This window comes from Dactylosporangium vinaceum (assembly GCF_019904175.1).
Taxonomy (GTDB): domain Bacteria; phylum Actinomycetota; class Actinomycetes; order Mycobacteriales; family Micromonosporaceae; genus Dactylosporangium; species Dactylosporangium vinaceum.
Genome location: NZ_CP061913.1, coordinates 4,314,857 through 4,337,760, shown reverse-complemented (window position 1 = coordinate 4,337,760; position 22,904 = coordinate 4,314,857). Strand labels below are relative to the sequence as shown.

General features: G+C 70.7%; 18 protein-coding genes. 11 read left to right on the top strand and 7 right to left on the bottom strand.

Features of this window, described 5'->3' with window-relative positions; all coding sequences use genetic code 11:
• Positions 1–50: 50 nt before the first annotated feature.
• Positions 51–1,436, top strand: a complete 1,386-nt coding sequence (locus tag Dvina_RS19185) for a ferredoxin reductase family protein (RefSeq protein ID WP_223103837.1) — start codon at positions 51–53, stop codon at positions 1,434–1,436.
• A 16-nt stretch (positions 1,437–1,452) separates the two neighbouring features.
• Entirely contained in the window at positions 1,453–1,890 is a 438-nt protein-coding gene (locus Dvina_RS19180) for an FMN-binding protein (RefSeq protein ID WP_223103836.1), read from the top strand.
• Between the two features lie 323 nt (positions 1,891–2,213).
• On the opposite strand, the gene Dvina_RS19175 is transcribed toward Dvina_RS19180, so the two are convergent.
• Together Dvina_RS19175 and Dvina_RS19170 are read right to left on the bottom strand one after the other, a co-directional pair.
• Positions 2,214–3,080 carry a hypothetical protein gene (locus Dvina_RS19175; protein ID WP_223103835.1) on the bottom strand — a complete coding sequence of 289 codons (867 nt, stop codon included), beginning with the start codon at positions 3,078–3,080 and terminating at the stop codon, positions 2,214–2,216.
• 77 nt (positions 3,081–3,157) lie between these two features.
• Positions 3,158–3,709 carry a hypothetical protein gene (locus Dvina_RS19170; protein ID WP_223103834.1) on the bottom strand — a complete coding sequence of 184 codons (552 nt, stop codon included), beginning with the start codon at positions 3,707–3,709 and terminating at the stop codon, positions 3,158–3,160.
• 140 nt (positions 3,710–3,849) lie between these two features.
• Here Dvina_RS19170 and Dvina_RS19165 point away from each other — a divergent pair, with 140 nt between their 5' ends.
• From Dvina_RS19165 to Dvina_RS19155, 3 genes are all read left to right on the top strand, one after another.
• On the top strand, positions 3,850–4,104 hold the full coding sequence (locus Dvina_RS19165; protein ID WP_223103833.1) for a hypothetical protein: 255 nt from the start codon (positions 3,850–3,852) through the stop codon (positions 4,102–4,104).
• A gap of 79 nt (positions 4,105–4,183) precedes the next feature.
• Positions 4,184–6,310, top strand: coding sequence for an ATP-binding response regulator (locus tag Dvina_RS19160; RefSeq protein WP_223103832.1), 2,127 nt, complete (start codon positions 4,184–4,186; stop codon positions 6,308–6,310).
• Positions 6,307–7,968, top strand: coding sequence for an ATP-binding protein (locus Dvina_RS19155; RefSeq protein ID WP_223103831.1), 1,662 nt, complete (start codon positions 6,307–6,309; stop codon positions 7,966–7,968). The genes Dvina_RS19160 and Dvina_RS19155 overlap by 4 nt, the downstream gene beginning before the upstream one ends.
• Positions 7,969–8,059: 91 nt before the next feature.
• Here the strand turns inward: Dvina_RS19155 and Dvina_RS19150 are convergent, their stop codons facing one another.
• The 3 genes from Dvina_RS19150 to Dvina_RS54315 form a co-directional block, all read right to left on the bottom strand.
• Positions 8,060–10,087, bottom strand: a complete 2,028-nt coding sequence (locus tag Dvina_RS19150; protein WP_223103830.1) for a family 43 glycosylhydrolase — start codon at positions 10,085–10,087, stop codon at positions 8,060–8,062.
• A gap of 18 nt (positions 10,088–10,105) precedes the next feature.
• Positions 10,106–11,638, bottom strand: coding sequence for a cellulose binding domain-containing protein (locus Dvina_RS19145; RefSeq protein WP_246656558.1), 1,533 nt, complete (start codon positions 11,636–11,638; stop codon positions 10,106–10,108).
• Positions 11,639–12,056: 418 nt separating this feature from the next.
• Positions 12,057–12,728, bottom strand: a complete 672-nt coding sequence (locus tag Dvina_RS54315; RefSeq protein WP_246656313.1) for a CGNR zinc finger domain-containing protein — start codon at positions 12,726–12,728, stop codon at positions 12,057–12,059.
• 75 nt (positions 12,729–12,803) lie between these two features.
• On the opposite strand from Dvina_RS54315, the gene Dvina_RS19135 reads away from it, so the two are divergent.
• Together Dvina_RS19135 and Dvina_RS19130 are read left to right on the top strand one after the other, a co-directional pair.
• A complete protein-coding gene (locus Dvina_RS19135) occupies positions 12,804–13,658 on the top strand; it encodes an arginase family protein (RefSeq protein ID WP_223103828.1) in 855 nt (284 codons plus the stop codon).
• Positions 13,655–14,161, top strand: a complete 507-nt coding sequence (locus Dvina_RS19130) for a hypothetical protein (RefSeq protein WP_223103827.1) — start codon at positions 13,655–13,657, stop codon at positions 14,159–14,161. The genes Dvina_RS19135 and Dvina_RS19130 overlap by 4 nt, the downstream gene beginning before the upstream one ends.
• A 9-nt stretch (positions 14,162–14,170) precedes the next feature.
• Here the strand turns inward: Dvina_RS19130 and Dvina_RS19125 are convergent, their stop codons facing one another.
• Positions 14,171–15,070 (bottom strand): NADP-dependent oxidoreductase, encoded by a 900-nt coding sequence (locus Dvina_RS19125; protein WP_223103826.1) that lies wholly within the window; start codon positions 15,068–15,070, stop codon positions 14,171–14,173.
• Positions 15,071–15,498: 428 nt separating this feature from the next.
• Here Dvina_RS19125 and Dvina_RS19120 point away from each other — a divergent pair, with 428 nt between their 5' ends.
• Together Dvina_RS19120 and Dvina_RS19115 are read left to right on the top strand one after the other, a co-directional pair.
• Positions 15,499–16,641: a tetratricopeptide repeat protein gene (locus Dvina_RS19120; protein ID WP_223103825.1), complete on the top strand. Its 1,143-nt coding sequence runs from the start codon at positions 15,499–15,501 to the stop codon at positions 16,639–16,641.
• A gap of 224 nt (positions 16,642–16,865) precedes the next feature.
• A complete protein-coding gene (locus Dvina_RS19115) occupies positions 16,866–17,861 on the top strand; it encodes a pentapeptide repeat-containing protein (RefSeq protein WP_246656312.1) in 996 nt (331 codons plus the stop codon).
• 7 nt (positions 17,862–17,868) lie between these two features.
• Here Dvina_RS19115 and Dvina_RS19110 read toward each other — a convergent pair whose 3' ends face one another.
• Positions 17,869–19,266, bottom strand: coding sequence for a B12-binding domain-containing radical SAM protein (locus Dvina_RS19110; protein ID WP_223103824.1), 1,398 nt, complete (start codon positions 19,264–19,266; stop codon positions 17,869–17,871).
• A 262-nt stretch (positions 19,267–19,528) separates the two neighbouring features.
• Here Dvina_RS19110 and Dvina_RS19105 point away from each other — a divergent pair, with 262 nt between their 5' ends.
• Together Dvina_RS19105 and Dvina_RS19100 are read left to right on the top strand one after the other, a co-directional pair.
• A complete protein-coding gene (locus Dvina_RS19105; RefSeq protein ID WP_223103823.1) occupies positions 19,529–20,443 on the top strand; it encodes a hypothetical protein in 915 nt (304 codons plus the stop codon).
• Positions 20,444–21,061: 618 nt separating this feature from the next.
• A complete protein-coding gene (locus Dvina_RS19100) occupies positions 21,062–22,882 on the top strand; it encodes an AfsR/SARP family transcriptional regulator (RefSeq protein WP_223103822.1) in 1,821 nt (606 codons plus the stop codon).
• The last annotated feature ends 22 nt before the right edge of the window (positions 22,883–22,904 follow it).

Sequence of the window (22,904 nt, the reverse complement as noted above, 5' to 3'; positions counted from 1 at the left end):
CGAAACTTATTCTTCGAGTTCTCCGATCTGCGGTTCGCACACTTACCGGCATGAACCCGATTCGGCCCTCCGCCACCGGCCGGGTCCGCCTGGCCGGGGCCCGTCGCCCGCTGCCGCCCCCGCCGCCGCCGTGGTGGCGCGGGGCGGCCTGGGCGGCCGCGGCGATCAGCGTCCTGGTGGTGCTCGGGCTGTGGGTCGGCAACGGCGCGTTGCGCGACGGGCCGCTGACCGGTCTGGGGCGGCTGACCGGGCTGCTCGGGTCGGATCTGCTGCTGCTGCAGGTCCTGTCGATGGCGCGAATCCCCTGGGTGGAACGCCGATTCGGCCAGGACGCGCTGGCGCGGTCGCACCGGCTCGCCGGATTCGGATCGTGCTGGCTGATGGTCGCCCACGTCGTGCTGATCACGGCCGGCTATGCGCACACTGACGGGGCCGACTTTGTCGGCACCGGCTGGGAGCTCATCGTCACGTATCCGGGGATGCTGCTGGCCACCGCCGGCACCGCGCTGCTCGTGCTGGTCGTGGTGTTGTCGGTACGGGCCGCCCGGCGGCGGCTGCGGTACGAGACGTGGCATCTGCTGCACCTCTACGCGTACCTCGGTGTCGGTCTGGCCCTGCCGCACCAGTTGTGGACGGGCGCGGACTTCAACGCATCGACCCTGGCGACGGTGTACTGGTGGGGCCTGTACACCGCCGCACTGCTGGCCGTCGTTGTGTGCCGCCTCGCGCTGCCCCTGTGGCGCTCGGTGTACCACCGGCTTCGGGTCGATCAGGTCGTCGCCGAAGCGCCGGGCGTTGCCTCGGTGTACCTGCGGGGACACCGGCTCGACCGGCTACCGGCCCGGGCCGGCCAGTTCCTGCTGTGGCGGTTCCTCGATGGCCCCGGCTGGTCGCGGGCGCACCCCTATACGCTGTCGGCCCGACCGGCGCCGGACGTGCTCCGCATCACCGTCAAGGATCTCGGCGACGGCAGCCGCCGGGTCCGCTCGCTGCGGCCCGGCACCCGAGTGCTCGTCGAAGGCCCGTACGGGTCGCTCACTACCGACCGGGCAAGCGGTCGACCGCCGCTGCTGATCGCCGCCGGCGTCGGCATCACGACGATCCGGGCCCTGCTCGACGACCTCGCCGCACCCGACACCGTGCTGCTGTACCGCGTCCGGCGCCGCGCCGACGCCGTGTTCCGCACCGAGCTCGACGACTTCCATCGCCGCTACGGGGTCGCCGTCACCTACCTGGAGGGTCAGCGGTCCCCGTCCGGATCGTGGCTCCCGGCCGGCCTCGACGCTCCCGGAGGGCTGCGCCGTCTCGTGCCGGACGTCACCGTCCGGGAGGCCTACCTGTGCGGGCCACCGGCCTGGACGGCCGCCGTCCGCGCCGACCTGCGCGCGAGCGGTATGCCCGCCGACCGCATCCACACGGAGAGATTCGCACGGTGAGCATCCGGACGCTGACATGCTGCGACTGACCCTGTGGATCACCGCGACCGTCGCCGTCATGATCCTGCTGTTCAGCTACCGCACCAGCCTCGGCGCGACCGTCGCCGCGCCGCCCGCCGCGATCGTGATGACGCCCGCCGGCCCCGAGCCGTTGGGCTCCGGACCGCCAGCCGACACCCGCACGATCGACGGACCGGTAATCCGCACCCGCTACGGGCCGGTCCAGGTCGAGGTCCGGCTGCAGGACCGCACGATCGTCGACGTCCGGGCCCTGCACTGGCCCGACGCCGATGACCGCGACGCCGAGATCAGCGCGGCGGCGCTGCCACGGCTGCGATCCGCTGTGCTGGCTGCTCAAAGCGCCAACGTCGACACGGTCAGCGGTGCGACCTATACGAGCGACGGATATCGCAGGTCGCTGCAGGGCGCACTCGACCAGGCCCACGTCGGATGACCGTCCACGCCTGGCAGTGTGAAGTTGGCCGTGCGGACGCGCAGTCCCCGGCTGTGCGTGGCATGGCGACGAGGATCGCGGCGCTGGATCACCGTCGCCTCGGCGTCGGTTGTTGGCAGGTATTCGACGAAGTGCCACGCCGAGGAAACAGCCCTCCGCGCACCGGTGGTAGGAGGCGGTGTCACGGCGCAGGAACGGTCGTGGGAGGCAGCTGATGGAGGATTCGGCCGGCAGCCCCGAGCGATCTTCGTCGACGGGGCCTCGTAGCGGACGGCTTGCCCGAAGGTGGGAGGGCTTGGCCTCACCGGGCCGCGAGGTCGCTGTCAGTCGTGGGGTGGGCTCGTCTCGAGCCGGGCCGGCGGGCCGGTGGGCCGTGGGTCGCCGAGGCGGGCCAGGAACAGCGCTCCGGCGACGGCGGTGAGAAATCCGATGACGGCGACGGGGATATACCCGGGTCGGGTCCGGTCGCCGAGGAGGAGCACGCCGATCAGTGCCGGTACCGCAGTTTCGCTCACCACCACCGCCGCCGTCACCACGGTGACCGATCCGGTCTGCAGGCCGCTGGTGTAGAAGCCGAACGCCACCAGACCCCCGAGGACCAGCGCGTACGCTGCCGGATCGAGTAGCAGGCCGATGATGGTGAGCGAGGCGAGGCTGCGGGCGGCCAGGGCGACAATGCCGAAGCCCAGACCGGCGACCGTGCCCAGTGCGGCCGCGCGCCACCGCGGCGGCAGCCGGCCCGCAGCGAGGCCCGCGGCGGTCAGCGCGGCCGCGGCGACGAGCAGCGCGGCCCGGAAGCCGAGGCCGACCCGGGCGGCGTTCTCGGTGGCGGCCGACGAGGCGAGCACGGCCAGGCCGATGCAGACGGTGGCCACCGCCGTCCACTGCCGTTTGCCGAGCCGAACCCGCAGCACCGGGATGGCGGCGACCGCCGTCACGGCGAGGTTGCCCGCCTGGATGGCCTGGACGACGAACACCGGCAGGCTTCGCAGGGCGAAGAACTGGCCCGCAAAGCCGAGGCCGGACAGTCCGACGCCGACCAGGAACGGCACCTGCCGCAGTGCGTGCATCAGGGCATAGGGGCTGGCGGCAGACGTCTGCGGCGCAACCTTGGCGCCTCGGGACTCCAGGGCCGCGCCAACGCCGTAGAGCACCGCCGACGCGAAGGCTGCAAGAAGGGCAACGGACACCGTACGACTCTACGGCCTTACGTCGCCACCCAGCGGCGACGTAAGGCCCGCGGCGATTGGGGCCGGTGAGCTCCTCGTCAGGGTAGGTAGAACGCCTGAGCTCGGGTGATCTGGCCGTCAACCACGTCGAACTCGAAGGGGAAGCTGTTTGTGGTCAGGAACTCGCCGAACTTCGCGAGGTCGACCGGCACCGGCTTGGCCGAGTCGTTCATGTCGATCGTGAACAGCTTCGCGTCGGGCTTCACCGGCAGGGTTCGCAGCAGGCGGTTGTTGTTGCGCAGGTACCACGCCTTGCACATGTCGTTGGCGGTCTCGGTGACGCCGTCCTCTTTGCAGGCAGCCTGGGCCTGGGCGCCCGTGTAGAACTCGACGAGGTCGAACGTGATGGTGCGTTTCGTGGTGTCGACCGACTTGAGGAAGGCGTTCTGAGTGCCGGTCAAGGCCGCGGTGCTCGTGCCCGCGGTGACCGACGGTGCCACTGACGTGCCGGTGGAGGCGGGCTGCGCCGGACCGGCAGAGACGGCCGTGCTCGCCGGTGCGGCGGCCGCCGCCTTGTCCGCCTTGTGCGCGGGGCCGCACGCCACCAGGGAGACGAGCAACAGCGGGGCGAGTGCGATGCGTCGGAACACGACCACTCCAGATCTGATCACCCGTTGCGCGCCGAGCTGCCACGCCTCGGCGCGTGAGAACCCCATCATCAGGCTCCGCCGCCGGGGTCGGCTCGACGGTCCGGATGCATTGGCACGAATTCGGGAGTGTCCTCACGCCGATGTGCACGCTCGACGCGGCAGCCGCGCTGACCAGTACACCGTGCCAGCTCAACGAGCTGGGCGACTCGATCGGCCCGGCGTGCGACGCGATCCAGCTCGCCGCCGAGATCGTCCGGCCCGAAGTGAAGCCGGCCGAGCTCAGGACCGGGCCGGGCTTGAGGCTCGACGGCGACCGGCCGGACGGCGTCGACGACCCGGCGGGCACGGCGCTGCAGCCCTACCCGGGAGTCTGCGGCAGCGCCCCGGCCCTGTGAGCCGTCTGGAGCCCGGACGATCGGCGAAACGGTAGCAAATCGGTGAGCAACCGGTGAGCAACCGTTTGGGGGATGCGACTTGCGGCCCGGCGTACCGATGGGAGGGCGTTGTTCGCTTGCTGCCGGTGAGTGCGACGGGGTGGTGATGATGGCGACGCTGATGATCGTGGACGACGACGCCGGGAACCGGATGATGCTGGAGTTGCTGCTGAGCAGCCACGGCCGGTATCGCATCGTCTCCGCGGCGGACGGCCGGCAGGCATTGGCGATCATCGACGTTGAGCTTCCCGATCTGGTGATCACCGATGCATTGATGCCTGGCTTGGACGGGTTTCAACTCACCCGGGAGATCCGGCGCCGGCCGGTGGGCGGCGACATACCGGTGCTGATCTTCAGCGGCAATTATCGTGCGGCGGACGTGGCCGGTCTCGCCGAAGCGTGCGGTGCGAACCGGGTATTGCCCAAGCCGGCTGAGCCGCAGGAGCTGTTCGCGGCCGTGGACACCCTGCTGGCGGCACCCGCGGTGGCGGGCCCGGTGGCGTCCACGGACGAGTTTGCGGCTCGGCATCTGCGGGTGGTCACTGACCAGCTCGCGGCGACCGCATACCGGCTGCGGCTGACCGAGGAGCAGTTGCAGCGCATCGCCGACGCCGCACCGGTCGGCATCGTCCTGACCGATGCCCAGGGCTGTGCGCTGTACGCCAATCCGGCGCTGAGCCGGATGTGCGGGCCGCAGGCCGGGCGGACGGGTGGGCTCGACTGGGTGGAATGTCTGCCGCAGGCGCAGCGTCCGGCGGTGCTCGAGCAGGCCTGCCGGGGCAGTGGCCCGGACCGGCAGGAACTGGGGCGGTGGCAGCCGCGCGGCTCGGATCGGTGGCTGGATGCCCGGGTGCAATCGGTTCGCGAGGTCACCGGCGCCTACGCGGGGACCGTGCTGGTCGTCAACGACGTCACGGCCGCTGTCGTCGCGGTCGAGCAGGAGGAGGCGGACCATCGGCGGCGGATGCTCGAGCACGCCCGGTGGGACCGGTTGGACAGCCTGCGGCGGATGGCTTCCGGCGTCGCCCACGATTTCAACAACGCGCTGGCCTCGGTACTGGGGTACGCGGATCTGCTGCAGGAAAACGTCGAGCACGATACCGGTCCACAACGCCCGGCGGACGAGGAGATCCGGGCCGATCTGCGGCAGTTGACGGCGGCCGCCGGCCGGGCCCGCGATCTGGCCGCCATCATGCTGCGGTTCGGCAGCCGCCTCGTCGTCGCCACCCCGCCGGTCGAGGTCAATCCGATCGTGCGGAACGAGGCGTCCGCGCTGGAGCGGGACCTGCCGGCCGGGGTCACCCTGTGCCGGGACCTTCAGGACGGGCTGCCGGCGGCCCGGGCGACGGCCGAGGCGATCGGCGCCTTCCTGCACCAGACCGGCGGCAACGCGGTGGCGGCCCTGCCCGGCGGTGGCGTCATCCGGTTGGCCACAGCGGTCGTCGACGTAGCCGACGATCTGGCTGATGACGTGGCCGACGGCTCGCAGACGTCTGCGGCGCCCGGCCCGGGCCGCTACGTCCGGGTGAGCGTCACCGACAACGGCGTCGGCATGCCCGCGCAGGTGCTCACCCATGCCGTCGAACCGTTCTTCAGCACCGGCGATGGCCGCTCCGGCCTGGGCCTGCCCAGCGCCCTGGGCGCGGTACAGCAGGTCGGGGGGCACCTCACCCTGGAGTCCGCGCCGGGCCGGGGCACCAGCGCACACGCCTACTTCCCGGTGGCCGCGGACCCGCCGCCACCATCCGGCCCGGCCCCGGCCGAGGCGCCGGGCGGCCGCACGATCCTCGTCGTCGACGATGAACCCGACCTTCTGGCGGTCATCGTGCGGATGCTGCGCCGCGACGGTTACACCGTCCTGTCGGCCGCCGACGGACCCGCCGCCCTCAAGGCCGTCACACACCATCAGGAGCCGATCGACTGCCTGCTCACCGACGTGGTGATGCCCGGCATGCTCGGCACCGACCTGGCCGGCCGGTTGAGCACCGACCGGCCGGCCATCCGGGTGCTGTACATGTCCGGCTACGCCGACCCGGTCGCCGACGGCCTGCACGCGCACCGGGCTCCGGAGCCGCTGCTGACCAAACCCTTCACCCGCTCCGACCTGCGGGCCGCCCTCGACCGGCTCCTCCCGGCCGGTGCTCCAGCCGGACCGGGACCGGCATGACCGCGCCGTGGGTCGCCGTGGACGAGTACCAGATCCTGTTCCGGCAGGCCCCGATCCTGATGATGGTGCTCGACCCGGACCTGCGCATCGTCGAGGCCACCGATGCCTACCTGCAGGCCACCCTGGCCTCCCGCGAGCGCGACATCGGCCGGCCGCTGTTCGAGGTGTTCCCCGACAATCCAGGCGACCCGCAGGCCACGGGCGTCGCCAACCTCCGGGCCTCCCTGCGATGCGTCCTGCGGGACCGGATCCCCGACAGCATGGCGGTGCAACGCTACGACGTCCGTACCCCGCAGGCCGGTGGTGACCACTTCGAAACCCGCTACTGGAGCTGCCGCAACGTCCCGGTCTTCGGACCCGGCGGTCAGCTCGCATACATCGTGCACCGGGCCGAGGACGTGACCGACTTCGTGCAGCAACCCGACCCCGACGCCGGTACACCCGCCGCACCAGCGCTGGCCGACCTCCTGCATACCGAACTGGTCCGCCGGTCGCAGGAGCTGCAAGAAACCAACCAGCGGCTCCGCGACGCCGACGCCAGCAAAAGCGCGTTCCTGTCCCGGGCCAGCCACGAACTGCGCACCCCTATGAACACCGTGCTCGGCTTCGCCTACCTGCTGACAGTCGCCGGTCTCCAACCACCCCACCTCGACCACGCCGAAATGATCATCAAGGCCGGGCGTCACCTGCTCGCGCTGCTCGATGACATCCTGGACATCTCCCGTATCGAAGCCGGCCAGCTGGCCGTCGCGATGCAGGCAGTGCCGGCCGGCAACATCGTGACCGAGGCGGCCGACCTGGTCCGGCCGCTGGCGCAGGTCCGGGACGTCACCCTGCACCTGCTGCCACCAACCGAACGCACCACCATCGCCGCCGACCCCAACCGCCTCCGCCAGATACTGATCAACCTGCTGTCCAACGCCATCAAGTACAACCGGCCCGGCGGCACCGTCACCGTCACCCTCACCCGCCACGGCCCGCTGGTGCATCTGACCGTCACGGACACCGGTCGCGGCATCACCCCCGAGGGGCTGACGAAACTGTTCGATCCGTTCGAGCGCCTCGATGCCCCGACCGCCGGGATCGAAGGCACCGGCCTCGGTCTGACCCTCTCCCAGCAGCTCACCCGCGCCATGAACGGCACCCTCACGGTCACCAGCACGCCGGGCCACGGCAGCCGCTTCACCGTGTCACTGCCCGCCGCCACCGCCACCACCGGCGAACCGAACCCACCCGCCGCCAACAACACAGCCGCACCCGCGACACGGGCATACCGCGATCCCAAGCAGATCCTCTACGTCGAGGACGTGGCCGAAAACCGGCTCCTCGTCCAGGACGTCCTCGCCCACCGCCCCTCCATCACCCTGACCACCGCCACGCTCGGCACCGCAGCTCTCGACCAGGCCGGCCGCCACCCACCCGACCTGGTCCTGCTCGACCTGCACCTTCCCGACATCCCCGGCGAGGAGGTCATCCGCCGGCTCCGCCACGACCCCGCCACCCACCACACCCCCATCGTCGTCGTCACCGCCGACGCGACCCAGCACACCACCGGCCGGACACTCGCCGCCGGCGCGAACGCCTACCTCACCAAACCCATCGACATCCCGCTGCTGCTGAACACCCTCGACTCCCTCCTCGACCCCGAGACGGGCTGAAAGTGCGTGATCGGGACAGCGGTGCCGATGGGGACGCGCCGCGGTGCCGGGGGCGGGACTGCCGACGGCGGCGCCGGCAGTCCCGCCCGGCTCACGGGGTGCTCACCCCGAACTGGTTGACGGTCACCGAGCCACCGAGGGCGGTGGTGGCGTAGTTGAAGACGCCGAAGCGGTACCCCATGAAGAACTGCCAGTCACTATTGAGTGTGAAGGCGGGGCCCAGCGTCGTGAACGAGGTGCCGTTGGTGCTGTAGGAGAACGTGGCGGTCCGCCCGGAGCCCGGCTGGATGTTCGCGGCCACGCGCAGCCAAATCCGGCCGCCGGAGACGGTGGCACCGGCCTGCTCGGTGCCGGTGCCGGTGGTGGTCCAGCCGCTGGTGGACATCGTCAGGCCGTTGGTCATGGAGACCCGGGTGGTGCCGTTGTCCTTGCGGATGCCGATCCAGGCGGACTGGTCGCGCAGCATGGCGAGGCCGGCCCGGTCGCCGTTGGCCATCGTGGAGTAGTCGAGCTGGATGGTCGCCGTCGAGGTCGGTCCCTGGATGCGGCGGGTCAGCGTGTTGCGGGCGTTGTACAGGTCGTTGGTCACCGTGGCGGTACTGAGCCGCAGGCCGTTGCCGACGCTGAACTTCGTGGTGTCGGGGTTGTGGTTCCACTCGTACTGCGGCCCGAGCGCGCCGGATGTGAAGGAGTCCGTGCCGATCATCGAGGCGAGCGGGTGCCACGGCAGGTTGGGCCGGGGGTAGCTGGTCCCCCAGCGGCCGTTCACGGTCTGCAGCACCGGCCACCCGTCGCCGCTCCAGCTGATCGGTGCCATCGTCGGCATCCGACCGCCCGGGTAGGCGTCGGTGAAGGCCATGTAGTACCAGTCGCCGTTCTGCGTCTGCACGAGGCCGCCCTGGTGCGGCACGCCGCCGCCGGAGATGGGGCCGGGCAGGTTGAGCAGGACCTGCCGCTGCTCGTAGGGCCCCCAAGGGCTGGTCGAGCGCAGCACGTACTGGCCGTTGGCGGGCCTGGTGGACCAGATGTAGTAGTAGTTGCCTCGCTTGTACATGCGGGAGCCTTCGAGTGTGCCGATGCTCGACGGGGTCTGGTACACCGTCTGCGACCGCACCTCCGAGGTGAGGTCCGGCGACAGCTGGGCCACGCTGATCGTCGTGTTGCCGGAGACGACGTAGGGCGTGTCGTTGTCGAAGAGCAGCCCGGCGTCGTAGTAGCACTTGTTGATCCGGGCCTTCTTGGTCCAGCCGCTGTCGACCGCGGCGGAGGTGTAGACGTAGGTCCGGTTGAACTCGGTGCAGCCCAGCCAGTAGTACGTGCTGTTGCTCGGCCGGTAGTTGAATGCCGAGGCCCAGATGCCCTTGACGTACGCGCGGCCGCCGCTGAGGTCGTAGGCCGATGAGTCGAAGTCCAGGCGCGGCACCGAGTGCCCCGCGTACTCCCAGTTCACCAGGTCGTACGAGCGCAGGATGGGTGCGCCCGGCGAGTAGTGCATGGTCGAGGCGGAGTAGTAGTACACGTCCCCGACGCGGATGATGTCGCCGTCGGCGAAGTCCTGCCAGACGACGGGGTTCGTGAATGTCGACGGGCCGTTCGGCGGGGTCGGGCTGGACGACGCCGACGGGCTGGACGAAGCGGACGGGCTGCTTGACGCGGACGGGCTTGACGACGCCGACACGCTGGGCGACGTCGGCGCGCCCGTGCAGGCGACCCCGTTGAGCGTGAACGCGGTCGGGTCCGGGTTGCTGGCGCCCGAGGAGCCGTTGAAGCCGAACGACACGGTGCCGTTGGTGGCCACCGACCCGTTGTAGGCCGCGTTCGCCGCGGTGACCTGGGCGCCGCTCTGGGTCACGGTGGCGTTCCATGCCTGCGTCACCTGCTGCCCGGCCCCGTATGACCAGGTCAGGGTCCAGGCGGTGACCGGGTCACCCAGGTTCGTGATCGTCACGTTGGCGCCGAACCCGCTCTGCCACTGTGACGACACGGCGTACTGCACCGAGCAGCCGGCGCTTGCCGCGGCGGCGATGTGCGTACCGACCAGGCCGGCACCGGCCAGGGCGAGTACGGCGGAGAGGGCGACGAGCGGCCGGCGGCGCCGTCGGGTCAAGGCTGGCGACATCGAGTGTCCTTTCGGGGCTTATGCCGTGGTACAGGCGGAGCCGTTGAGGGTGAACGCGGCCGGCCCCGTGGTGTTGCCGGTGTGGGTGGCCTGGAAACCGATGGTGGTGGAGGCGCCGGGCGCGAGGACGGCGTTGTAGCCGGCGTCGGTGGCGGTGACGCGGCCGGCCGACGGTGCGAACGTGGCGTTCCAGCCGCCGGTGATCGTCTGCCCACTGGGGAGTGTGAAGACCAGCGACCAGTGGTCGACGGCGGCCGGGCCGGTGTTGGTGATCGTGATGGAGCTCGTCAGCCCGGTGTTCCAGGCGCTGATGCTGTCGGTCACGCGGCAGGCCCCCACGCCCTGGGACGCCGGCGGCGACGAGGGCGGCGGGCTGGACGAGACCGGCGGGCTGGACGGCGGGGTGCTCGATGGCGCGGCGGGCGACGAGGACCCGGTGCCGCTGACCCGGTACACGACCGTGCCGTGGGCGGGCACGCTTGCCGAGATGGCACCCGAGGTGGTGTTCACTGCGCCGGTCCAGGCGTCGAGGAGCGTGAAGGAGCTGCCCGCCTTGCCGATCGCGGCGGCGGTGGTCGAGACGGTGGTGGTGGAGCCGCCCTGGTTGAACAGGGCCACCGCGACGTCGCCGTTGGCGAGGCGTTTGGCCAGCACCCGGCGGGTGCCGTCGTTGGAGACCTGGGTCGCCTGCAGCCCGAGCGAGTCCTGGTCGATCGCGATGAGGTTGCGGTTGCCCAGGATCGTCGTGGTCGCGGCGTTCATCGAACGGATGTCGTTGCCGGCCAGCAGCGGCGCGGCGAGCATCGCCCACAACGCGAAGTGGCTGCGCATCTCGGTGTCGTTCATACCGCCGCCCCGGCCGACCTCAAGCATGTCCGGGTCGTTGAAGTGCCCCGGCCCGGCGTACCCGGCCAGCGGCACCGTGACGTCGACGATGTTCTGCACACCCATCGGATAGTTGTTGGCCTGACCACCGTTCCACATGTTCTGGATGTCCTCGGTCGTCCGCCACAGATTGGCCACATCGCCCCAGTTACGCTGCGGGCCGGTCTTCGCATGGACGCTGTTCGGGTTGATGCTGTACACGATCGGCCGGCCCGTCGCGGCCAGCGCGTCACGCATCCGCGAGAACACGGTGACCTGATCGTTGATCGAGCCCGTCGGCGAGCACCAGTCGTACTTCAGGTAGTCCACACCCCACGCCGCGAACTGCCGCGCGTCCTGCGTCTCATGACCACCACTACCGGTCGCGCCCGGATAGCTGCCGAAATACTGCCCGCACGTCTTGTCCAGCGGCGCCTCGTAGATACCGAACTTCAGACCCTTGCCGTGCAGGTAGTCACCCAGCGCCTTCATACCACTCGGGAACCGCGACGGGTCACCCTGCAGATTCCCCGACGAGTCCCGGTTCGGGTTGAACCAGCAGTCGTCGACGACGACGTACTGGTAGCCCAGATCCCGCAGCCCCGAGTTCACGATGGCGTCGGCCATCCCCCGGATGAGCGTCTCATTGATGTTGCAACCGAACGTGTTCCAGGAGTTCCAGCCCATCGGCGGGGTTCGGGCGACCCCGTTCTCCAGGGCCTGGGCGGCCGGGGCTCGCAGCGCGGCGGCTCCCGACAGCAGCAATGCTCCTGCCGCCAGCGCCGTGGCGAGTCGCCTCAATCGCGAGCGTCGTCCGACCACCGTGTCCTCCTCATGCCCGAGCGCTCATTTGTGACCGCTCACACTCGGCGCCGACGGTGCCAGAACCGTGATACCGAATTCAAGCTCCGCCCCGAATTCCACTGCCGGGCATCACGAGTTCGGTGAAACTTTCGAACGCGCTCGTCCTGACCCGCTGGAGGCCATTTCCATAACACTTTTCGCCGCACTCAGGAAATTCGATTGTTATCGCTCACCCATTGACGGCAAACAGTTTCTCAGGGCAGCCCTGGCCGCCTTTCCGTCCGTGTTCAGCCGAGCACCTTCACGTCGGCTTCGTCCCGCGCGGTCGCGTGGCGCCGTGGCCGTCGGCTGGGACCCGCCGAGGCCGTGCGTATTCATCGGCGTCGCTTCGAAGCGTGCGCTGGCGGCGTCGGTTCTTGTCGTGCGTACCGCAAGTGGTCATGTCGCACCACCGTCGGCGGCCGGCCTTCGAGGAGTCGAGGAACAGCCAGCCGCATCGCGGTCCCGGGCATCGGCGCAGCCGCTGGCGCGGCAGGTGGGTCAGCAGGTCCACGGCGTCCACGGCGAGCCGGCGGCGCAGCCGGGTCAGATCATGGTCGGGCCCGGCGGATCGGTCGAATCGCATGACGAACGGGTAGGTCGCCACATCGAGCCGGGCGTGTTCCGCCGCCTCCCGCCAGTTGAACTCCACGGTCGCGGCGGCATCGGACGGCACCGGCACCGCGTCGATCACCGCGGTCAGAACGGCGTGGACCGCCTCACGCAGCGCCGTGCACCGATGCAGCTCGGCCACCGCCTCCGGGCCGCTCGCCGGTGCTGCCCGCAGGTCCAAGGCGCTCATCGCGGCCCAGTGCTGCAGCGCCGCGTAGCTCTCCAGCCAGTCGACCGGCTCGCCGTTGCGGGCCGTGACGGTGTTGACGAAGTCGATCACAGGGCGCCCACCGACGAAATCCCGGCGCCGGAACTCGTGCATGGTGGCCGAGCCTACCGGGTTGCGCGCTCTGCGACACCGGTGAAACACTTTTCTCCGGTGTAACCGAGGAGGGCCATGGTGATCGAAGTGATCTGTGCGCCGTGGAGCGTCGGGCTGCGACCGGGCCCGGGCGGCACGGAGCCCGGGGCCTGGCAGGCGCCCGGCGCCCTGGTCGACGCCGGGCTGGCCGAGCGGCTCGGCGCGGTCGACGTGACCCGGTTGCCCCACCCGCCGTACAGCGTCGAGCCCACCTCCGGGACCCGGATCCAAAACGGCCTGACCGTCCGCGAGCACGCGCTGCGCCTGGCCGATACGGTCGCCGGCGCGCTCACCGCCGGCCACCGGCCGCTCGTGCTCGGCGGCGACTGCTCGATACTGCTCGGCTGCCTCGCCGGCGCCCGCCGCCAGCACCACGTCGGTCTCATCCACGTCGACGGTCACACCGACTTCGCCCACTCCGGCGACCAGAACCCCACTGAACTCGGTACTGCAGCCGGCATGGGCCTGGCCCTGGCCACCGGCCGCGGGGAACTCCTGCTGACACACTGGCCCGACACCGGCACACCGCTCGTCACCGACGACGAGGTCGTGCAGGTCGGCGACCGCACCGGCCGGCCGGCTCCCATGCGCGTGATCGGCATCGAGGAACTGCTCGCATCGGGTATCGACGCGACAGCGCGCACCGTGCTCAAGCACCTGGCCGGCGCGCCCCGGCTGTGGCTGCACCTCGACCTCGACGTCCTCGACGGCACCGTACTGCCGGCCGTCGACAGCCCCGGCTCACCCGGCCTCACCTTCGCACAGCTGACCGACCTGCTGACGGCGCTGTGGCGCACCGGACGCATTGCGGGACTGGATGTCACCATCTACGACCCCGGCCAAGCTCACCTGCCGGCCATCGCCGACTGCCTCGTCGAAGGGCTGACGTGAACGACTTCGCCCCACTCCTGGGCAACTGGCGGACCCGGGTCAGCTATCTCACCACCGGCCGCGTCGCCGAAGGCTCATGGACCTTCGTCGACGCCCTTGACGGCCGGGCGGTCCTCGACGAATGGCGGGTCGGGCCGGAGATCGGGCTGTGCGTGCGCATCTGGGACGAGCGGTTGCGACTGTGGCGCTTCACCTTCCACTCCACCGCGACGTCCGTCGTCATCCACATGTACGCACGGACCGTCCGCGACGAGATCGTCCTCGAGCGCGCCGAGGCGGACCGCCTGGAGCGGTGGGTGTTCCACACAATTCAGCCCGACACGTTCCGGTGGCGCAGCGACGTGGCCTACGGCGGCGCGCCATGGCAGACCATCCAGACGGTCGAGGCCGTCCGCGCGGCGCGGACGACGGCGGACGACGACTCACCACTGGGGCGCACCGTACTGCAGCTCACCACAGGGTCCCGGCACGGCGCCCCCAGATGTTGTGGCTGCGGCGTCTGATCGGGGTGCTCACCCTTCCGCGACGCGGATGACGATCTTGCCGCGCTTGTGCGCTGCCTGCAGCGCCTCGTACGCGGCGCGTGTTTCGGTCAGTGGGACGATGCGGTCGACGATCGGGGTGAGCCGGTCGGTCTCGATGAGCCGCGCGATGGTCTCGAGCTCGGCCCGGTTCGGTTCGACGATGAAGAACACTCCACGGACCCCTTGCGCGGTGTTCTGCGGGACCTCCGGCGGGGCCGAGACGCTCACCAGTACACCACCCGGCCGTAGCACGCCCCAGGAACGAGCCTGTGTCTCGCCGCCGACCAGGTCGAGCACCACGTCGACGCCATGGACCCGGTCCTCGAAGCGTTCGCTCGCATAGTCGAGGACTTCGTGGGCGCCGAGCCCGGTCACGAAGTCACGATCACGTCCACGGGCGGTCGCGGTCACCCTCGCGCCCAGGTCCGCGGCGATCTGCACGGCGAACGAGCCCACGCCGCCCGCCGCACCGTGGATCAGAATGTGCTGCCCGGCCCGGAGGGAGGCGTGGTCCACCAGCGCCTGCCAGACCGTCAGCGCGGCAAGCGGAACCGCCGCGGCCGCGCCGTGGTCCAGGTTCACCGGCTTGGCGGCAAGGATGTCCGCCGCGGCGGTGACGTACTCGGCGGCAGCTCCGTCGCGTACGAACGGGAGGAGCCCGTAGACCTCGTCTCCAACCCCAATCCCGGTCACTGCGGGCCCGAGCGCGGCGACGACTCCTGACATCTCGTGCGAGGGAATGATCGGTGTCCGATCGCGGCCCCCCGGGTCGAGGCTGTCCGTCCAGGTGGCGTCCCAGGTGAGTTCTCCGGCGGTGATCGAGGCGGCGTGCACGGCCACGAGCACCTCACCCGGTGCCGGCTCAGGGCGCGGCGCCGCCTCGTACACCAGCTGCTCGGGCCCTCCGCGGCGGTGCGCGCGTACCGCTCGCATGGTGTTCATCGGTCCTCCAGCATCCGCGCATGCCTTCGCCGACTCAGCCCCAATAAGGCGAGACGGGCGACGAGCCTACGAGCCCGACCCGCCCTCCCCGGTCCGTCGAGCGATTGGTCGTCCATGGTCTCCTCACCCGGTCCGCGCCAGTGCGACCGCACCCGCCAGCGAGCCCGCCGATCTCATTGGTCGAGTTGGCGCTCTGCCCGGCGCGGGCAGCGTTAAACCATGGCACCGGGGGCCGGTGACCCATCCGGCCACTCGAGGCGCTTCCGGCGAAGGGGTGGGTCCGATGTCCGACGACCTCCACCGTCGCGGCCGAGGCCCCTGACGGCCCGGCTACGGTACCGGCCGGCCTTCGGTGAGCTGCTACAAAGATCTCCGTGACCGGAGCGGATGCCGATGTGGTACACCGGAAGATGCTGGATCGTCCCGTGGACCCGGCGCGTTATCGGGGTCTGGTCCGGGAGGACAAGACACTGCGGTGGGCGAGAGACGCGCTCAGTCAGGTGGAGCTGCTGCGCAGGCGGCCCCCAGCCGAGTGGAGCAGTACGGCCGCAGTGCGTCGCCTCGCCGAGCTGTTGACGGAGTTGGGCTGGGATGATCTCGCGGCAATCGCGTACCGCGAGGAACTGGCCGTGCTGCGGGCCTTGGATGTGGCCCGGCCCGGCGCATACGCCGACGAGATCGGCCGCGCCATGGCCGAGCTTCGCGTTCGCCTCGTCAGGACCGAGGCGCTCGAGGAGGCGCTCGACCTCACCGACGAGCAGCTGCGGTCGAGCACCGGCCAGGCTGCCCGGGATGCGCGGGGCTGGCGGACGGTGATCCTGGCCGCGCTCGGCCGCCACGAGGACGCCGCTGAGTCGGCGGCCGCAGCGGTGGACGAGATCCGGGCGGGGACCGCGCAGGGCGTCGCACTCACGCACGCGTTGACGACGTACGCGAATCTGCTCGATCGGGCCGGCCGGGTGGCCGAGGCGGCCGATGTGACGGCGGAGGTCCTCGGCTATTGGCGTAAACGCTCGGGCGTAACGCCCGAGCTGGCCCGGTCGGTGAATCTCCTCAGCGACAGGCTGGTCCGCAGCGACCGGGCCGAAGAGGCGCGCGCGGTCATCATCCAGCTGCTACCACGGCTGCGGCGCCACGAACATCGCATCGCCGCGGACACCTGGCACGCTCTCGGTGTGCGCCTGTTCGCGTTGGGCCGACCCGATGCGGCCTTGACCGCCGGCGCCCACGCGGTGACGCATTTTCGGCAGCGCACACTGCTGGCCCGGGACCAGCATCGCAAAGTGCAGGACGAGGACTGGGATGACGACCATCGCTACACGACGGAGTACCTGCTTGAGCGGCACGTGAAGAAGCTGGAGCGATCGCGGGAGGATGTGCGCCGGGCCGAACGGAGCCTGCTCGACGCGCTCATGGCGTTGAGTACCTACGCCCGCCGACTCGGCCACACGGACGAAGCGAATGCCGCAGACGCCGAGGCCGCCTCTCTAGCGGACAGGTCACGACCAGAGTATTAGCTGCCGTCGGCGCCACCGGCGTCTGAAGAGCCGCTCGAAATACACCCCTTCGCGCAAGCTCCCGACGGCCACAGCCGCCGCGGCGTTCGGCCGGCGATCCTGGCTGAGTGGCGATTGGATTCCGGGCGGCTGCTCGGTGTGATGAGCGGATGCCCACGAGACGCACCCCGATCACCACGGCTCGGAAGGTGGGCCGCTCCCGGCGAGCGGGGGCCGGACGGACCGTGCGGCTACCGGGCGGCGATGCGCCGCTGCGGCTGGACATCCGGCCCGACTGGCGGCAGACGTTGACCGCGATCGCCGGCACCATATCGGTACTGCTCGTCGCTGTCGGCCTGTTCTACACCAACGACGCCAACCGCCGCCAGCAGGAGGCCAACCGCGCGCAGCAGGCGCTGGCCGAGCGGGGGCAGATCACCGACCGGTTCAGCCGCGCCATCGATCAGCTCGGCCAGGAGGGCCCGGAGCGGCTGAGTATCCGCCTGGGCGCGCTGTACGCGCTGGAGCGCCTCATGCGCGACTCGCCCGGTGACGAGCCGGCGATCATCGAGGTGATCTGCGCGTTCGTCCGCACGCATGCGGCGGTGACGCGGGAACAGCGGGTCGCCGGTAATCCTCCGGTGAACACCAGCGTCGACGTGCAGGCGGCCGTGATCGTGCTGAGCCGCCGCCCCGACCCGTACGCGCCCGCCAACGCCGGGCTCAACCTCGCCGACGCCGTCGTCGGCCTGCCGCACGGCCGCCTCGCGGAGGCACACCTGGCCGGCGCCGACCTGACCTACGCCGACCTGCAGCAGGCGGACCTGACCGGCGCGGACCTGTCCCGCGCGATGCTGTACGAGGCGTCGCTGATGTTTGCCGACCTGTCCCGGGCCAACCTGTCGGAGGCCACGCTCGCCGACGCGGCGCTGCGCAAGGCGAAGCTCTCCGGCGCCAACCTCAGCAAGGCGATGCTGCACGGCACGAGCCTGAACGGGGCGAACCTGTCGCACGCGAACCTGTCCGGAGCCGACTTCTTCGCCACGGACGTGTCCGGCGCCGACCTCACGGGCGCAGACCTCGCCGGCGCCAACCTGGCTGGCATCGACTTGCACTACGTCGCCGGCATCACCACCGAGCAGCTGCGCTGTAGCCGGATCAGTCCCGAGACGAAGCTGCCGCCGGGCGTCACCGGCCGCAGCAGCGAGCAGATCCAGGCCGACCCGGCCTGCCGACGATAGGGCCCGTCTACACCGGCGCCTGCCGATGCATCGCCGCGCGTGAACGGACCTCGCCCGTGAGGCCGCGCATGTAGCCGACGTTGCGCGGGATGTTCCACCACAGCCCCGTCCGGCTCTTGAAGAGTCGCTTGATGATGTGCTGGGGGCGGTAGAACTGGGTTTTCGCCCACTCATAACCGGCGAGCAGCTCGTCGGGCGACATGAGGAGCGGTCGGTGCACGACGTGGGTCTTGCCGTTGTAGTGCCGCCAGTCGTGGTCGACGATTCGGCCCTCGGCCTGCAGCCGGGTGTAAGCGGGTGTGCCGGGGTAGGGCACCATCAGGCTGATCGTCGCGTTGTCCAGGCCGATCTCGCCCATGACGTCGACGGTTCGGGCGAAGATGTCCCTGGTGTCATGGTCGAACCCGAACATGATGCCGGCCTGGACGGCGATGCCGTGCGCATGGAAGCGCTTCAGCAGCTGCTTGTACTCGTTCACCCGGTTGTGAGCCTTGTGCGCACCGGCGAGGCTTTCCTGGCTGACGCTCTCGAGGCCCAGGAACAGCGCTTTGCACCCGCTCTCGGCGGCGAGTCGCAGGAACTCGTCGTCTCGGACCGAGGCCATGGTCGTCTGGCTGGTCCACCACTTGCCGAGCGGGGCCAGCGCCCGGAAGAGCGCTTTGGCGTACCGGGGATTGGCGCCGATGTTGTCGTCCCAGAACACGATGCCCCTGTCGGGTATGGCCGCGACCTCCGCCGCCACTTCCTCGACCGGCCGGAAACGCATCTGGCGGGCCTCGGGGTAGAGCACCGGAATGGTGCAATAGTCGCATCGGTGCGGGCAGCCGCGCGTCGCAATGATTGCTCCCCTGGTCGCCCACCACCCGTTCCAGCCGCCGTGGCGGATCAGGTCGCGCCGGGCCCACGGCAGGCCGGCGAGACCGGCCGCCTGCGGACATCGGTAGATCTTGGCACCGGTCGGCAGCACTTCGACATTCGCGCCGGTGGCCTCGTCGATGACGTGCCGACCGACGGTGTACCGAGCCTCCTGCTCGATGTCGCACAGCACCCGCGGCCATACCGTCTCAGCCTCTCCGACCACGACGATGTCGGCGAACTTCGCGACTTCGGCAGGCATCAGCGTGGCGTGCGGACCGCCCATCGCCACCGTGACGCCGTTCGCGCGGAAAGCGTCGGCCAGTTCGTAGGCGTGCGGCGCGCCAGGCGTGGCGGCGGTGATACCCACCAGGTCGTAGCGTTGTGCGGTGTCGACGTTGTGGGTGATTTCGTCGGTGTGCGTCACCGTCCAGCTCTCGGGCGTGAGTGCGGCGAGCAACGGCATGGTCAGCTGCGGGAAGCGGATGAGCTCGCGGGCCCGGGCATCGAGCGTGAGTGGGTCTTCCGCTGTGACTAGATGGACGTGCATGTCCGCTCCTCGATCAGCATCGGGGTACGTGCGGCGTCTGGACTGAGCCCATCCACCGTGATCATGCTGGTCTCGGTGGAGTGCGGCGTCAACGCAAGTGGTTCGTGCGGTTGCGAAGACCTTCAACGACGACGCCCCCGAGGTACGACCGCGCCCACCCGATATCGGCCGGGTCGCGGCCCCCGACCACCACGACGGTCATGGACGTGCCGAAGCCGCCGCTCACTCGGAGGTCTTGACAGGTGTTCCTATCCTCCGTCGCATGAGATCGACTGCGGTGATCATCATAACGCTGCTCTTGCTGAGCGGCTGCGGTTCGCAGGAGCCGCCCGCGGCCGCGGCGACCCCCTTTTTGACCGCGCTGGGCCGGATCTCGGCCACGGACAATACCCGCAAGCAGATCGTGTTCTCCGAGACCGCCGCGATGGTCAAGCTGACCGAGGGTCGGTGGAGCCAGATGTCAGTCCGGGGCGCCCAGCCGTTCGGCCCGGAGATGGAGCAGTTCGGCATCGTCACGAAGGCCGCCAACTGGTCGATCACCGCCGGTGCGCCGCCGAGCCACGTGATGGTCATCGACGGCGGCCAGGACACCGCGCTGGTGAAATCGTCGCTGCAGAAGCTGGGCTACACCCTCGACGGTGACATCCTCAAGGCACCGACGGATTACAACGAAGCGCTGACCGCCTCGATCGCGCCGCTGCTGCCCCAGGCCCGGGTCACCGGCTCCGACGTGCTCGTCGCCGGCCGCTCGGGCACCTTCACCGACGTGACCACCGACGCCGGCACGTCGCTGGCCGCCGACGCCCGGGTCAAGGCAATCGTCGACTGCCTCGGCGATGTCGTCACCGCCGACATCTACACGACGTTCAAGGCCGTCCCGGCCGTCGCGGTCGGGGTACGCCGCCCCCAGACGTCGGCAGCCACCGCTCAGGCCGTGGTATGTACCGCATGGACCTCCACCGACGCGGCCAAGGTCGCGGCGAGCCAGCAGGAGAACGCCTACGCCACCGGCTCGTCGCGCCGGAGCCAGAAGGCGTACAACAGCATGTACTCCACTGTCACGGTCAAGGTCCTCGACGGTCCGCAGCACCTGGTCCAGGTGCTGTCCACGGCCGGCTCCCCGTCATACGTCTTCGATCAGCTCAACACCCGCGACCTGCCCGGCGTGCCGCTGTAGCGACCTTCCGGCAGTCCGCCGCCGCCGGTCACGCTGCCCAGCAGGGACGGCGCCTCGACGGACGGACTGCCGGGCTCCGTGTGGTCAGCGATCCGCTGATGCTGTCCGGGCGGTGTTACCGGGTACTTCGGTCCGGCGGCGGCCGGGTAGCGGCAGGCCGAGCGGGCGGCCGCGGTGCTCTCCTACGCGCCGACCGCGACCGTTCGCGGGACGCTGTCGAGGGCCGCGGCGGCGGTCAGGACATCCGTCGGACCACCGTCCCGAGACAGGCGGCGGCGACGGTGACGGTCTCGGGCGCCGGTCGCTCGCCGCGGAGAGCGCGGTGGCGCTGAAGCCGGCGGCCTTCGCAAGGGTCCGATAGGTTGGGTTGCCGGCATTGCAGTCAACCTTTCATCGGGGGGATCACGGTCCGGCGACGGCCCCGAACTCGGGCCGGTCGACCCGGCCAGCCTGGTCTTCGGCGCTGTACGTGCGCTGAACCTCCGCTGTCGCCCGGCCGTGCCGACCGGGCGCGTCGCCAGTGGTCTTCCGGTTCCGCACGGCAGTGGACCGATCTCTTCTCGCGAATACCGGTTAGGGTCGAGATCGACGCGCCCAGGATTGACGGGGGGAAATACCATGCGTTTCCAGTTGCTGGGGCCGGTGCGCATCGAGGTCCGCGGCGCGGACCTCCTCGTGACCAGCCGACCGATCCAGCGGTCGCTGGCCGCCGCGCTGATGCTGCGGGCCGGCGAGCCGGTGCCGGTCGACGACCTCATCGACTGGCTGTGGGGCGACGCACCGCCGCGCACCAGCCGCAACGTGCTGCAGTTCCACGTGTCGCGGCTGCGCTCCGCGCTGGCGGCCGAGGGCGAGGCGGGCCGGCTGGTGACGCTGCACTCGGCCTACCGCCTCGACGTTCACCCCGACGAGCTGGACCTGATGCAGTTCCGGCGACTGCATAAGCAGGCCCGGCGGCTGATCGGGGCGGCGGACCACGCCGGCGGGGCGAGCGTGCTCGCCACCGCCCTGGCCCTGTGGCGCGGTACACCGCTGGGGCAGTGCAGCCTGGCCCGGATCGGGCACGGCGAGGTCACCGCGCTGCTCGAGGAGCGGTTGGGCGCGGTCGAGGAACGGATCACGGCGGAGCTTGCCTCCGGCCCGGCGGCCCGCCTCGTCGGCGAGCTGCGCGCGTTGTCGGCCGCCCATCCGCTGCGCGAGCGGCTGCACGAGCTGCTGATGCTGGCCCTGCACGGCTCGGGACGCCAGGCCGAGGCGCTCGCCGTCTTCGCTGACGTCCGCCGGCTGCTCATCGACCAGCTCGGGATCGAGCCCGGACCGGGGCTGGTCGCGGCGCACCGCACCGTGCTCGCCGGCCTGCCGGCCGACGATGGCGCAACGGACCCCGCGGCGCCGCCGGCCGAGCTGATCCGCCCGGCAGAGCTGCCCCGCGACACGCCGATGTTCCACGGCCGGGCCTTCGAGCTGTGGCAGCTCGTCAGCATGCTCCGCACCGACGGTGGCCCGGCGGTGATCGCGGTCGACGGCCCCGCGGGCGTCGGGAAGTCGGCGCTCGCCCTGCACGCCGCCCACGCCGTGCAGGACCAGTTCCCCGACGGTCAGCTGTACGTCGACCTGCGCCACGCATCCGCCGGTAGCGGCCCGGGCGGGATCGCCGGGCAGCTGCTGCGCGGGCTCGGGGTGACGGTCGGCGAGATTCCGGCGGATCCGGCCGAGGCGGCCGCCCGGCTGCGCTCCCTGGTAGCGTCCCGGTGGCTGCTGATCCTGCTCGACAACGTCCCGCTCGGCGCCCGGCTGGATGGTGTGCTGCCCGGCCGCGGCCCGGCGGTCGCCATGCTGACCGGGCGTGGTGCCGTCGGTCCGCGGCACGGCGTGCAGCGGCTGATGCTGGACCCTCTGCCGGCCTCGGCGGCGACGGCGATGCTCGCCGCGCTCACGGGCCCGGGCCGGGTGACGGCCGAGCCGCAGGCCGCGCGGACGATTGTCGAGCACTGCGAGGGGCTGCCCCTGGCCATCCAGATCGTCGGGGCACGCATCGCCCGGCAGCGGTTCGCGTCGCTCGAGTCGTTCGCCGAGCGGCTCGCCGATCCGCAGCGCCGCCTGGACACGCTGCGCGACGGCGACCTGAGCATGCGTGGCAGCCTGATGCTGAGCTACGACCGGCTCGGTGAGCTCGACCGGACGGGTGCCACCGCTGCCCTGCTGCACCGGCTCGCCACGGGCGACGTCCGCGAGTACGAGGCCGGTAGGATATCCGCCGCCGGCTGGCGGGTCGACGACGTGGAGACCCAGTTGCAGCACCTGTGCGACGAACGCCTCCTCCGTCAGGTCGACGCCCACAGCTACCGGATGCCGGAGCTGGTCCGGCTGTTCGTCGGCGAGCTGGCCAGGGTGGTCCGGGTGGCCGAGCCGTCCCAGTGGTGTGCACAGAGCGCCTGATCGCCGCCGGCCCGTGCCGGTC